The sequence below is a fragment of the Dyadobacter beijingensis DSM 21582 genome, from assembly GCF_000382205.1.
In the GTDB taxonomy this organism is placed as follows: Bacteria; Bacteroidota; Bacteroidia; order Cytophagales; family Spirosomataceae; genus Dyadobacter; species Dyadobacter beijingensis.
In genome coordinates this window covers 679587-694387 of sequence record NZ_KB907786.1, presented here as the reverse complement: position 1 = coordinate 694387, position 14801 = coordinate 679587, and the positions used below count along the sequence as shown (strand labels likewise).

The 14801-nt window shown below is 52.1% G+C and carries 7 protein-coding genes; 3 read left to right on the top strand and 4 right to left on the bottom strand.

Annotation, left to right across the window (positions count from 1 at the left end; translation table 11 throughout):
* Window positions 1-20: 20 nt before the first annotated feature.
* Genes H144_RS0102965 through H144_RS0102950 form a run of 4 tightly spaced genes read right to left on the bottom strand, consistent with a single transcriptional unit; the run spans window position 21 to window position 5883 of the window.
* Complete coding sequence (locus H144_RS0102965) at window positions 21-521, bottom strand: lipid-binding protein (RefSeq protein WP_019940543.1); 501 nt, start codon at window positions 519-521, stop codon at window positions 21-23.
* Between the two features lie 10 nt (window positions 522-531).
* Window positions 532-1140, bottom strand: a complete 609-nt coding sequence (locus H144_RS0102960; RefSeq protein ID WP_019940542.1) for a DUF5011 domain-containing protein — start codon at window positions 1138-1140, stop codon at window positions 532-534.
* 49 nt (window positions 1141-1189) lie between these two features.
* Entirely contained in the window at window positions 1190-2668 is a 1479-nt protein-coding gene (locus H144_RS0102955; RefSeq protein ID WP_019940541.1) for a SusD/RagB family nutrient-binding outer membrane lipoprotein, read from the bottom strand.
* 11 nt (window positions 2669-2679) lie between these two features.
* Window positions 2680-5883: a SusC/RagA family TonB-linked outer membrane protein gene (locus tag H144_RS0102950; RefSeq protein WP_026350367.1), complete on the bottom strand. Its 3204-nt coding sequence runs from the start codon at window positions 5881-5883 to the stop codon at window positions 2680-2682.
* Between the two features lie 779 nt (window positions 5884-6662).
* On the opposite strand from H144_RS0102950, the gene H144_RS0102940 reads away from it, so the two are divergent.
* The 3 genes from H144_RS0102940 (at window position 6663) to H144_RS0102930 (ending at window position 14782) form a co-directional block, all read left to right on the top strand.
* A complete protein-coding gene (locus H144_RS0102940) occupies window positions 6663-9917 on the top strand; it encodes a SusC/RagA family TonB-linked outer membrane protein (protein ID WP_026350366.1) in 3255 nt (1084 codons plus the stop codon).
* A 5-nt stretch (window positions 9918-9922) separates the two neighbouring features.
* On the top strand, window positions 9923-11359 hold the full coding sequence (locus H144_RS0102935; protein WP_019940537.1) for a SusD/RagB family nutrient-binding outer membrane lipoprotein: 1437 nt from the start codon (window positions 9923-9925) through the stop codon (window positions 11357-11359).
* 204 nt (window positions 11360-11563) lie between these two features.
* Window positions 11564-14782 carry a SusC/RagA family TonB-linked outer membrane protein gene (locus H144_RS0102930; protein ID WP_026350365.1) on the top strand — a complete coding sequence of 1073 codons (3219 nt, stop codon included), beginning with the start codon at window positions 11564-11566 and terminating at the stop codon, window positions 14780-14782.
* Window positions 14783-14801 lie beyond the last annotated feature (19 nt).

Genomic DNA, 14801 nt, shown 5'->3' with positions numbered 1-14801 from the left:
ACGCTGGGATGGACCGTGTATTAATGTTCGTCTTCGAGGAAACCTGTCCGGCGGTAACCTGCGTATTCGTATATTTCACCCGGCACGGCTTTGAACTCGAATTTTACATAAATCGAGTCTGTTTTGTTGCCTCCGGTGGACGTAGCGCCGCCTTTCAGGATCTTACCTTCGAGGATCGACACTGCGCTTTCTCCTGCATTCATGTTCGGCAGGTCGGGTGTTGCATTGAACGTCATACCACCCAGGGTTACCTTCGAAATCACCTTGATCGGAGGATACTCGTAGGGTGTCAGCAATCCGTGGTCGTCTACAATGAGGTCTGTCTCATTGTTTTCGGCCGTATTGGCGGTGGTGATCAGGTGGTAGCCGATCCCCTGGTCCTCGCCACCCGAGTAGAGCTGTACGTACCATTCGCCGCACATCGCTTTCAGCTTTGTACCTTCAATGGCAGGCTCGTCGCCAAGGTCGCAGGATGCCAGTGCGAACACCAATAATATCAGAGAATACTTTATATATTTCATAACGTCAATTTTATTGTTTTTCAAAAGTACGAAGCGCTGTACCGTAGCCTGGGTTGATCACGACCCAGCTGTAAGAAACCCCTTCCTTGATGGTCGCATTGGTACATTCAAATGCGTTACCGGGGGTCAGCTGGTAAGGAACGCCGAGTTTGCCTTTATCGTAATAATAAAAGAAAACGGCGTCGCCCGGCGCCGGAACGGCCACACCGCCGACGTTATCGGCTTTGTACAGGTTCCCGCTCACTTTCGTCACTTTCGATACGCCCAATGCACCTGCATTCCGCTTGTAGCTTCCGGTGATGTCCGTCGTCGCGGCGGCTGATATTACCCCTACGTAGCGGTATTCGGTGGACGAGTAGCCGTCCTTGTTTACCGCGTCGTACTGGATGACATACACGCCCGGCGTTTTGGTGTCCACCGTGCCGCTCACTTTCACCGTAATATCGGCTTCGCCTTCCTTGGCGGTTGCGCCCGGATCGGTGAATGTACCTCCCACTGCCACCTGGTTCCACTGCTCACCTTTCAATGTGATGACGGGATAGTAGGTAATCGTGGAGATTCCTTCCGTGACCTTATCTTCTTCGCACGAGAATGTGGCAAACAAGGTCAGGGCTATCATTATCAGTTTTATTCCTCTTTTCATAATTTCTGTTATCAATGACCTTTGTTTATTTCATCCACCAAACCTTGGCGGTAACAGGCACTGCGGCAGGCGTGTTGGGGTTCACGTCGCGGGATGCAGCTACATAAGGTACGCGTTTCGGCAGCGCCCGGCCTTGTGTCACGGCGGTTACGGACGATGTCCATTGGCCCGGCACATATTTGGCATCGGTAACGGCCACAGGCGAAGCTTCCGGATACCCGGTTCGCGCCTGATCCCAGAAGGATTCGTACCCCTGACGGAACATCGCCACCCATTTCTGATAGATGATCGCTTTGACTTTGGCTTCTACGGTTCCGGCAGTCGGATATGCATAAACGCCTCCGGCAGCGATTTTCTTGGCATCGAATACGATGTTGAATTTCGCGTAGGCTTCCGCAACCGCTTTGTCGTAAAACTCCTTCGCTTTGGCGTCATTGCCGGTACGCAGGTAGGCTTCGGCGAGCAGGAAGTGTACTTCGTCGATACTGAAAAAATAGAAAGGATCCGTTGCGGTCATTTTCGCCACGCTCGGTGTGGCGGGGGCCACGGTGCTGTTGTAGTCACCCTGCGCGAGGCCGGCCTGGCCGGTTGCCCCCGGCGTGAAATAGGCGGCAAGCCTGGCATCGTCGCCGTTTGCCTGCAGATAACTCTGCAAGGTGCGGCTCAAACGGAGGTTTGTTCCGGTATTCAGCTGGCGAACGTTCGTTTCGTACAAAGGATTACTGCGGTTGGGCTCGTCCACGAACTTGGTCACGGCTGCATCGTCGTCGAGGAATGCCGTGTTGGCATCCAGCATCGCCTTAATCGCCGCGATCGCCTGGGCTGAATTGGCACTGGCCGTCTGGCGCAGGTACATTTTCAGTTTCAGCGTGTTCACGAAGCGTTTCCACTGATCTATCTGGCTTGCAGCGCTCAGACCGCCGTAAACGAGGTCGGAAGCGACGGCGGTAGATTTGCCGTTGTTAAAGTCGAGCGCCAGGGCGGCATCGAGTCTTTTCAGCAATTCGGCGTAAACGGCCGGGCCATCGTCGTACTTAGGGGCTTTGTTCGATTCCACCTGCAATGCCTCGCTCAGCGGGATTTTGTCGAAAAAGTCGGCCAGCATCTGGAAACCGTAGCTTTGCACGGCTACCGCCTGCAACACCATATTGTTGTTGCCTATCGTGGTCGCCTTGTTTTTTACGTCCTCGAAGTCGTTCAGACCGCCCGCGTACAATTCTGTCCACGCGATATTGTAGTCTGATGGATTGAGGTCGTACGAATCGATGTTGCGGTATTGCGAGCTGGCATTGGATTGTGTCCAGTGCTGCGACCAAAGGCCGCCGATGATCGCAAAATCACCTCCCACGGCACCTACGACGGATGCCTGTGCAGCCGGCAACACAAACTCCGGCGACACGTTGGTCGGGTTGTTCGGGTCTTCGTTTACATCGAGCCAATCGTTACAAGAGCCTAGTGAAAGTGCTGCGAACAGCAAGACACTATTTTTTATAAAACCTTTCATTTGAAGCCTGATTAGAATGATAAATTTAACTGAACACCATACGTTGCAGTAGAAGGACCGGCAGCGAATTCACCGTAAAGGTTTTTCAGGCTGGTTCCGAACGTATTGGCTTCGGGATCTACGACGTGGTTGGCTTTCGGTGTCCACAATACCAGGTTACGACCGAAAACACCCAGGGACGCACCTCTTACCGGCAGCTTTTCAAGCGCCTTTTTAGGGATCGAATAGGTCAGCGACACGTTTCTGAGTTTAAAGAATGTCTTCGGCAGTACGTGGTTGTATTCGTTGGCCGAAGTGGCGCCGCCGTAATAGGTGAACACGTCCGCGCGCGATACCGGCGTGGTGTTGGTCACATAGGAATCTCCTTCTTTCACAACAGAACCCGGCACTACAAATGGCTCACGGTCATTGTATTGAGACATATAGGCATTACCGTTGAAGTAATTCAGGCGGGCGGTATACGAGTAGAACACGCCGCCGTTACGGTAGTCACCATTCACGCTGAATTTGAAGCCTTTGTAATCGAGGTAAGTAGCGATACCCAATGTATAGTTCGGGTTGATCGATCCGCGGTAGGTTTCTTCGGAACTTACGAGCGGCAGACCGTTCGTCGGGTTCACGATGATGTTTCCGCTTGGATCGCGCTGTACGTCGGGCGAGTAAATCGCGCCCAGCGGCTTGCCTACCACGGCGCGCAGCTTCACATTGTAGCTGCTGTTCAGGAGAATGTTCCCTGAACCACCATCGAGGCCAAGCGATTCCACCTCGTTCCAGATTTTATTGTAGTTCACTGTCACACCCCATTCCAGTTTATCGGTACGGACGGGGATCAGGTTCAATGCCAGTTCCACCCCTTTGTTGCGCACGCTACCGAGGTTAACCGTCTGCGTGGTGGCGCCGGTAGCAGGTTCGAGGTTCAGGCTGATGATCTGGTTTTTGGTCAGCTTGTTATAGTAGCTCAGGTCGAGGCCGATGCGGCGTCCGAAGAAACCGAGTTCAAGACCTCCCTCGTATTCTGTCGAAATTTCCGGTTTCAGGTTCTGGTTTCCGAGGTTGTTGGAAACTTCGTAGGCATTCAGACCGCCGAATGGGAAGTTGATGTTACCGAAGCCGCCTGCACGGATCGAACCGGGTACATATACCGAATACACCTGATAAGGATCGGCGTCGTTACCCGCTGATGCCGCCGCGAAACGCACTTTCACGAAAGGAATCTCAGCCGGCAATTTGAATACGTCCGACAATACGGCGCTGATGCTTGCGCTGGGATAGAAATAGGAGTTTTTGCCTTTTGGCAGCGTACTCGTCCAGTCGTTACGTGCACCTACGGTGAGGTACAACCAGTTATCGAACCCAAATGTAGCCTGGCCGTAAATACCTACAAGACGACGTTTCGTCGTAGTCGCGAAGGTCGTTGGCGTTACAGAGCTATTCGACAGGTTGTAAAATCCGGGAAGGTCGAGGTTCGTCACTTTCGAGAAGTGGGTCTGGCCTGTTCTCTCGTTGAGGTTATGTCCAAGGAATGCCTGCACATCGAAGCGTGATCCGAAGTTGTGTTTGAAATTCAGGATCAGGTCGCTGTTGAACTGGCGGTTTTGCCTGGCCAGCTGCGATACGCCGCCGAAAACGTCGTTAGCGGTGCTGTTAGGCGCGCTGTCTGCGATTTTACCGACATTACCCCAGTCTTTCTGGAATGCATCGGAGTAGTCGCCACCGACCCGGAATTTCACATCGAGGTCTTTCAGCAATTGGTAGCCGAACTCGATGTTACCGAAAATACGGTCTTCGTCGTAGTTGTTGCCCTGGTTGTACAGCGTCCAGTAGGGGTTCTGCGCATATGGCGTAAAATAGTTATCCAATGTCATGAACTTGTAATACGGGCTGCTGGGGTCCAGCAATGCTTTTGAATCCACGATAGAATGGTCGCGCGGGATCTGGATGATCTCCTGCCATACCACCTTGCCACCGCCTGCATCGTCGCCCTGGCCGGTTGCTACCGCTTTCTGGTTTTTGTGAACATAGTTGATGTTCGAGTTCACGGAGAATTTATCCAGCTTCAAACCGCCGTTCAGGCTCAATGTGTTACGCTTGTAAGAGTCGGCATTGGTAGGTACTACCCCATCCGCGGTCGCATTGGAATAGGCCACGCGGTAGTTGGCCGTTTCCGTACCACCCGATACCGCGATGCTGTTGTTCCATTCATACCCTTTGTCGAAGAAGTCTTTCAGGTTGTCTTCCTGTGCGGAGAATGGTTTCAGCATTTGCGAATTATCGACCACATTACCCCACAGGCGCGTCTTGCCGTCGAGCCTCGGTCCCCATGAACCGTTTTCAATGCGATCGAACAATCCGCTCCATCCTTGTCCGTAGTTGTTTTGCAAATGCGGAACGCGCAGGACCTGAGATCTTGCGAACGACGACGAAACATCTACCTGGGTTTTACCCGACTTCCCTCTCTTGGTGGTGATCAGGATCGCACCGTTGGCTGCGCGGCTACCGTACAATGCGGATGCCGAAATACCTTTCAGTACGGTAATGCTTTCGATCTCGTTAGGGTTGATATCGTTCATCTGGTTACCGAAGTCCATCGAACGGTTAAAGTCGTCGTTGCTGTTTTGCGCGTTGGTTGATGAAGTGTTACCCCGGTTGTTCATCGGCACGCCGTCGATGACGAACAGCGGCTGGTTGTTACCGGTCACGGAGTTGAAACCGCGGATGTTCAGGACGGTCGACGCTCCCGGCGCACCCGATGCGGTATTGACAGAAAGACCGGGCACGCGTGCGTTGAGCGCATCGAGCGGGCTGGTATTCCTGGCTTCCGTGATCGAGGTATTGGAAATGGTGGCGGTACTGTACCCGAGCGACTTGCGTTCCCGCGAGATACCGAGTGCGGTCACGACCACCTCGCCGAGCTGCTGGGCATCGGCCGCCAGCGTCACATTGATGGTCGATTTCGAACCGACCACGACGTTCTGGCTCACGTAACCCACGAACGAGAACACGAGGGTTCCGGAAGAGGGGGCTGAAATGGTGTACTTGCCGTCGATATCGGTGGTGATACCTCTGGTTGTACCTTTCAGGGCGATATTCACACCGGGAAGTACGCTGCCGTCGTCGGCGGTAACGGTTCCCGATACTTGTTTATCCTGGGCAAACGCCTGCCATCCAGGAATCAATAAGCACCCTAAGAATAGAATCAGTAGAGTCTTTCTCATACAAAGGATTTAAAGTTTGTTTAAATAGACAATTAAATGCGTCGGTTACAAAACTAAGTGTTGTTTAAATCAATTACAACGGCCTGTCAATCAATGCCCAGAAGATAATTTGGCACAACTGCAATTCCATTGCCAGATTGTTAGCCGGATACCTGAAAACACATGTATAAACGTATTTGTTAGAACTTGATACTTTCCCCTGCAATTACCGCCAAAATTGCAATCCTTCCCTCCTTTCCTTAGATGATTTTCAAACAATTCAAACATTTACTAAATGCAGCCGACTCAGAAAAGGGCAGTTTTTTAGCGACAAAATACCCGGTTATGGTCGTAAAAAAATTTACGTCAAGCTACAAACAATATTGGAAAAATACAAATAAATATTTAAAATAACTGCATATGCCGGATCTGGCATCCGCCGCACGACCGGCGCCGTATTTAATTTAGATTCATTCTCAAAAAATGCTGCGTATACAGATACCGTCGCATTACCGCCAACTTTTGCACAGCTTGTCGCCTTTGCCCTTTATTTATGCAAAAACCTCAAAAAAAGGGGTATATCGTTAACATTTAGACAAAATCGACGGCATTTTCGAAAATTTCACATATTTGAAAAAATTGCAAAAAAATGTCACTTATACGTAGAAAATTCGCCCAATAAGCGGGTCATGCCAAACTAAATTTTGAAATTTCGCAATGAAAAGGTTGTAATGGTTAAACTAATAGTTATTTTTGCAACATTATGTTTACATAACAAACCTAACTTTATTAATTCATTTATGAGGAAGACTTTATTCTCCTTCATGGGGTGTTTGCTGCTATTGCTCACGCAGCTTCACGCTCAGGATCTCGCAGTGACTGGTAAGGTCACAGCCGAGGACGGCTCGACTCTTCCGGGCGTCAACATTTCTTTGAAAGGTACTACTCGCGGTACCACCACCGACACCGAGGGCAAATACCAGATCTCCTCCTCGACGGGGTCGACGCTCGTATTCAGTTTTATCGGTTTTCAAACACAGGAAGTGGTTGTCGGAAACCAGTCAGTCATCAACGTATCGCTAAAAAACGATGTAAGCCAGCTTCAGGAGGTGGTTGTTACCGCCCTTGGACAAGAGCGTAAAAGAAATGAGCTCGTGTACGCAGCCCAGCAGATCAACAACGAACAGATCGTGCAGGCTCGTAACCCGAACGTAATGAACGCCCTCGCCGGTAAAATCGCAGGTTTGGATATCAAGACCAACAACAACATGGGTGGTTCGACGAGCGCCATCATCCGCGGTTATAAATCCATCACCGGTAACAACCAGGCTTTGTGGGTAATCGACGGGGTACCTGTTACCAACGCGAACAACAACTCATCCGACCAGCAGACAGGCCGTGCCGGTACCGACTACGGTAATGCCGCTTCGGATATCAACCCGGACAACATCGCTTCCATCAACGTACTGAAAGGTGCTGCCGCAACCGCATTGTACGGTTCACGCGCATCCAACGGTGTGATTTTGGTCACCACCAAGCAAGGTCGTAAAAACAGCTTCGACGTAACCGTGAACAGCGGCGTTACCTGGGGCAAAATCGACAAAAGCACTTACGTAAAATACCAGAAAGAATACGGCGCAGGCTACGGCGGCGACGGGGCGAAAGACCAGTTCTACCGTGGTAACCTCGGTTCAGGAGAAGGCGATATCGCCGTTTTTGATGCCGATGCATCTTTCGGAGCGAAATTCGATCCAAGCAGAATGGTGTACCAATGGGATGCATTGGACCCGTCTTCACCTACTTTCGGCAAAATGACCCCGTGGGTTGCTGCGAAAAACGGTCCGGACGCATTCTTCGAAACGGCTGTAACCTCTAACCAAAGCATCAGCATCCTCGGTGGCGGCGAAAACACGACATTCAAAGTGGGTTATACCCGCAGCGACGAGAAAGGTGTGCTCCCGAACAGCAAGCTTGGCAAAAACCTCTTCAACTTCTCGGCTTCTTTCGACCTGACCAAGAAACTGACGATCTCTGCCAACGCGAACTACTCGCAGGTGAAAGGCTTGGGCCGCTACGGAACAGGTTACGACGGCAAAAACCCTAACCAGCAGTTCAGACAGTGGTTCCAGACCAACGTGGACCTTTTGGACCAAAAAGCAGCTTATTTCAGAAACCGCCAGGATGTAACCTGGAACTGGGGTGATCCTACCGCGCCATTCGACGATAACGGCCCGATCTACTCTGAAAACCCATACTTCTCACGTTACGAGAACTTCTCGAACGACACGCGCGACAACTTCTTCGGCTACGCTGCGGCAGTTTACAAAATCGCTCCGTGGGTTGACCTGACCACCCGTTTCGCTTACAACGGCACGCAGGATATGCAGGAAGAGCGCATTGCATTCGGCAGCTCCGATCCGGCACAATACAAACGCTACAACAGAGGTTTCAACGAGACTAACCTCGACGTGATCTTCAATTTCCGCAAAGCCATTACCAAAGACATCAACTTCTCCGGTTTGGCGGGTGGAAGCATGCGCCGCTCGAATGAAAATTCGATCCGCGCACAAACCAACGGCGGTATGGTCGTTCCGGGCCTTTTCTCGCTCTCGAACTCGGCCAACCCGATCGAATCACCTACTGAAACTTACAGAAGAATCGGTGTGGACGGTATCTATGCACAGGCTTCCTTTGGTTACAAAGACCTCGTGAACCTGGATTTGACCGGCCGTCGCGACAGATCAACAACGCTCAGCAAAGGCAACAACACGTACTTCTACCCTGCGATCGGTGCGAACTTCAACCTTTCGAACCTGGAAGGCATGAAGAGAATGAGCTGGCTGACCATGGCGAAACTGAGCGCCAACTACGCAGAAGTAGGTAACGACGCACCCTGGGGTAGCACCGCGGATGTTTACGACAAGCCTACCGGCCTTGGAAGCATTCCTTACTTCACGCTGAGAAATACCAAAAACAACCCGGACCTGAAACCGGAAAGAACGAAAAACTACGAATTCGGTTTGGAATCAGCATTCCTGAACGATCGCGTAGGTTTCAACTTCACTTACTACCGCTCGCAAACACTCGACCAGATCCTTCCGGTATCGATCACCGCTGCAACCGGTTACGCATTCCGTTATGTAAACTCGGGTGAAGTACAGAACAAGGGTATCGAGATCTCCGCTTACGTAACGCCGATCAAGGTTCAGGATTTCTCATGGACATTGAACCTGAACTTCTCAAGAAACCGTAACAAGGTGATCAGCCTGTACGGAGAAGGTGCACAGGAAGTAACCAACGTTACCATCGCTTCATTGCAGGGTGGCGTTTCCATCAACGCGGCAAAAGGCCAGCCTTTCGGTATCATCCGCGGTACAGACTTCGTATATCATGAAGGAACAGGTCAGAAAGTGGTAAGAACCAACGGTTTGTACCAGGCGACTTCTGCTTCCGACAAGATCATCGGTAACCCTAACCCGGACTGGATCGCAGGTTTGAGCAACACATTGAGATACAAAACACTCTCACTGAGCTTCCTGCTCGATGTACGTCACGGCGGCGATATCTGGTCACTCGACCAATGGTATGGCGAAGGAACCGGTCTGTACCCGATCACAGCCGGCCTGAACGAGCAGGGTAAGCCTAAGCGCTCTCCGGTTGCTGACGGTGGTGGTGTATTGTTTCCGGGCGTACAAGCCGACGGAACGCCTAACACGATCCGCGCTGCAAACGTGGACGGAAACGGGGCTACCGCCTACGGTTACCCAGGCAACCCGCCAAGAGCCATGTACATCTACGACGCGAGCTACATCAAGCTGAGAGAAGTAGCGCTTACCTACGCGCTTCCGCAGGCGATCGTAAGCAAACTGCGCGCATTCAAAGAAATCGACATTTCGGTAATCGGTCGTAACCTTTGGATCATTCACAAAAACATGGAGTTCCAGGATCCCGAAGAAGGCCTGGGCTCAGGCTTGCTGAATGGCGCGGGCGGATACCAAAGCGGTGCTTACCCGGCTGTAAGAAACTATGGTTTCAATGTTAAATTCCGTTTCTAAGCAATATGAAAAAATTAATCGTTCTTTTCCTCCCGTTCCTGCTGCTGACGTCCTGCGTCGACAGTCTGGACGACTATAATGTGGATACCAAGCGCCCGTCGACGGTACCACCAGTTACTTTATTTTCGAATGCATTGAAAGGCCTGGCCGATACGCTCACCACGCCGAACGTAAACGTGAACAACTACCGGTTGTACACGCAGCAATGGACAACCACTACTTACCTGGATGAGCCTCGTTACAACGTGACGGCCCGTATCATCCCGGAATCGTTCTGGCGCGGATTGTACAAGGGCGTAATCTCCGATTTGAACGAGTCGAGAAGGCTGATCAACGCGGATGCGCTTTTGACACAGGCGACGAAGGATGTGCAATTGGCACAGATCGAAGTCGTAGAAGTAATGACCTGGGCTGCCCTTGTAAATACTTTCGGTAACATTCCTTACTCGGAAGCATTGAACCCTGAAAACCCGCTGCCTAAATACGACGACGCAAAAACGGTTTACGACGCGCTCCTCGCCCGCCTCGACGCGGCACTTCCTAAACTGGAAGCAAAAGGAACGGCATTCGGTGCGGGTGACCTGCTTTACAAAGGCAATATCGCGCAATGGGTGAAATTCGCTAACTCGCTGAAACTGAAAATGGCGATGATCATCGCCGACAGCGATGTAGAAAAAGCGAAGAAAATGGTAGCGGAAGCAGCTCCGAAAGTGTTCACCAGCAATGCGGACAAAGCGGCTTTCCCATTCATTTCCACACCGCCTAACTACAACCCGATCGCACAAAACCTGAACTCGCTGTACACCAGCCGTCAGGATTTCATCCCGTCGGCAACGATCGTGAACCCGATGAACGACCTGAACGACCCGAGAAGACCTTTCTTCTTCACAACGATCGGCGGTAAATACGTGGGTGGCCAGTACGGCTTCCTGAACACCTACTCTGCATTCTCCCACGTGAGCGACAAGATCATCGATCCTGCGTTCGAAGGGTTGCTGCTAGACTATTCGGAAGTAGAATTCCTGTTGGCAGAAGCTGTTGAAAGAGGTTTCATCACCGGTTCAGCTGCGGATCACTACAACAAGGCCGTAACAGCATCCATCACTTACTGGGGCGGAACGGCAGCAGAAGCAACCGCTTACCTGGCTCAGCCAAAAGTGGCTTACGCAACTGCAGGTGCCAACTGGAAAGAAAAAATCGGCTTCCAGAAATGGATCGCCCTTTATAACAGAGGCTGGGAATCGTGGGTTGAATGGAGAAGACTCGACTATCCGAAACTTTCCCCTCCATCAGGCGGAAACGTTCCGGCCGGTCTGGCGATCCCTGTACGTATGATCTACCCGATCATCGAGCAAACCCTGAACGGTGCCAACCGCGAAGCAGCGGCCGGCGCCATCGGCGGTGACCTTGCTACGACCAAATTGTGGTGGGATAAATTCTAAGACCAGCATTGGTTGAACAATAAAGGCGGGCCTCGGTCCGCCTTTATTGTTTTACACCCACTACAAATCCCGGACGTGTAGTATACCGATTAAAAACCCATTCCCGCCGCAGGCTGAAAAAATACGATTGAAACCCGATCGATACTTGTAATTCGGAGTCACAAAGGTTTTCGAAAACCCTTCACCTAACTAACCTGACTTTGGATGAAATCACTACTACTCTTGATCGGGGCCGGCATTCTTGTTTTGTTTTTCGGGCCCGCCTACGCGCAGACACAGGACGTCACAGGAAGGGTGACCGCCGAGGACGGCTCCTCGCTGCCCGGTGTCAATATCACATTAAAGAACACGACAAAAGGGTCCACCACAGACGACCAGGGCCGGTACAGCATTTCGGCTGTGCCCGGCTCCGTCCTTGTTTTCAGTTTTATTGGTTTTAAAACCAGGGAAGTGCTGGTAGCCAACCAAAATAAGCTGGACGTCGTGCTCACCAGCGACGAAACGCAATTGCAGGAAATAGTCGTCACGTCCCTCGGCATCGCCCGGGAAAAGAAAGCGCTCGGCTATGCGGTGCAGGAAATCAAAGCCGACAAACTGACGCTTGCCCGCGACGCCAGTATCGGCAACGCGTTAGCAGGCAAAATTGCCGGCGTACAGGTATTGGGGCAGTCGGCCGCGAAGTTTGGTACGCCCACGATCCGAATCCGGGGAATCAACTCCCTCGCCGGCAGCGACCCGCTGTATGTGGTCGATGGCACGCCCACCGACATTAGCATGGTCAATATGGATGATGTGGAGTCGCTGACGGTGCTGAAAGGACCATCCGCTACCGCACTGTATGGCAACCGCGCTTCGGCCGGCGTGATCGTGGTCACCACCAAGCGTGGAAAATCCGGAGAAACGTCTTTGAACTTGAACCACAGCATGACCATCGATCAGGTCTCGCTTCTTCCCAAATACCAGAACGAATACGGCGGCGGCTACTCACAGGAATGGGAAACATTTGCATTTGACCCTAAAATCCACCCCGCGGCCTGGTCGGCCTACAACGGCCAGAGAATACTCGACTATTCCGCCGACGAAAGCTGGGGGCCGAAACTGGATGGATCCATGCACCGCTCCGCATTCTCGTGGCAGCCAGGTGAAGGTTTCGGAAAAGAAACACCGTATGCAGCGCATCCAAACAACGTTCGCGATTTCTTCGAAAGGCCCATCAGCTCTAACTCCAACATCGCATTTGCAAAAGCCGGCGACAGCTATTCCGCCCGCATTTCCTACACCCACATAGTCAACAACGGCATTGTACCGAACAGCAAGCAACTTCGCGACTATATCAGCGCCAAGACATCCGTGACCTTTTCCAAAAAGTTGGTCGCCGAGTTGAACCTCAGCTACACCGGAACAAAAACCGATAACACCCCGGCCGACCGCTACGGCAGCTCGGGCGGTACCAGCGCCGGGACTGCCCTTTTCAACACCGGCAATGCCACATTGAACGGCTACAACCAGACCTCGGGTTCATTTAATCAATGGTTCCAGCGGCAACTGGATATTGAAGACCTGAAAAATTACAAAAATCCGGACGGCACTTTTCGCAGCTGGAATATCGGCAGCCCGACCGACGCCCGCCCCAAATACTGGGACAGCCCTTACACGCAGGCTTACGAGAATACCAATGTAAACCGGCAGCAACGCATTTTCGGCGACGCCGGGCTGACCTACCGCATGACCGACTTCCTTAAAGTAACGGGCAAGTTCCGACGCGACTACGGTACTTACTTCATGGACGGGCGCGTGGCATCGGGCACGTTGAATGCAGGCGGATTAGGCGCATACGCGTACCTGAGCGGGGCGACCTCTGAAAATAATTACGAAAGCATTGTCAGCTTCGACAAGACGTTCCGGCAAATCTCGGTGCTGGTGAATGCAGGCGGCAATGTGCGCTATAACCGCACAGAAGGAACACTCCAAGCCACCGCAGGCGGACTGACGACACCCGGCTTCTACAATATCGCCGGGTCAAAAGACCGGCCTGTAACCGCTAACTATCTTTTTGAAAAGAAGATAATCAGCCTGTTCGCGAATGCAAGCCTGGGTTACGGCGATTTCCTGTTCGTCGAAGGCTCGGTACGCAACGACTGGTCGTCATCGCTGCCGCCGTCCAACAACTCTTACCTGTATCCCGCCATTTCGACCAGCATTGTGTTTTCGGAATTTATTCCTGCTAATCAGGTTTTGTCGTTCGGTAAGCTGAGGGCCGGCTATGCGCAGGTCGGAACGGACCTGGGGCCTTATCAGACCGCATTGAGCTACAATGCCGGTTCGGTGTACGGCCCGAACCCGACTATGACGCTCCCCGGCATCTTGCCCAATTCAATCCTGAAACCGGGTATGTCTTCCTCCTACGAAGGAGGGATCGATCTCCAATTTTTCAACAAGCGTCTCGGCTTTGAGTTCACGGCATATAAAAACGAAAACAGCAACCAGATCATCCCGCTGGCCGTGGCTTCCACAAGCGGCTATAACAATGCCGTCGTCAATGCCGGCCTGATCACCACCAGCGGGATGGAATTACACCTTTTCGCCCAGCCAGTAAAAACCGCGGATTTTATCTGGGAAATCGATATCAACGCAGACCGAAACCGGTCCAAAGTAGTGGAGCTCACCGAGCAGAGCAACAACTACCGGCTGGACGGCCCGCAATGGCGCGCGCTCACCCTGAATGCACGCGTGGGACAGGACTGGGGAATGCTCGAAGGTGTGGGTATTAAAAAAGATGCAAACGGCAAAAAGGTGGTATATGCGCCAACGCCTGAGAACATCAAGGCGGGAACCGCGGGCCTGTATGTAAAGGAAAATAATGTCAACCTCGGCAATGTGCTACCCAAGTTCAAGGGCGGCATCATCAATGCATTCGAATACACAGGGCTGACATTGCAGGCGAGCACCGATTTCGTGGTGGGCGGCAAATTCTTTTCCGTCACCCGGATGTTCAATGCAGGCTCAGGCCTGGCAGCGGAAACAGCGGGCAATAATGAGCTCGGCAACCCGAAACGCGACGATCCTGCAAAAGGCGGCGGCATTCTGCTGGACGCCGTGACCGAAGACGGCCAGCCTAACACACACCGCGTCGACACACAGAACCTGTATGAAAACTGGCTGTTTGCTCTCAATGAGCAGTGGATTTACGACAAAACCTACGTCAAGCTGCGCGAGGTATCGCTCGGCTACAAGATTCCCAAAAAGATCCTGGGCAAGCACATTAAGTCAGCCTCCGTGTCGCTGATCGGCCGGAACCTGCTGCTGATTTACAGTGCCATCGGCGGCGGGATCGACATTTCCGAAACGGAAACGCTTTGGTATGAAGGCGGACAGTTGCCGCCGGTACGATCAATCGGCGCCACGCTCAGAGTCGGTTTTTAAAGAACACCCTAACCACCAA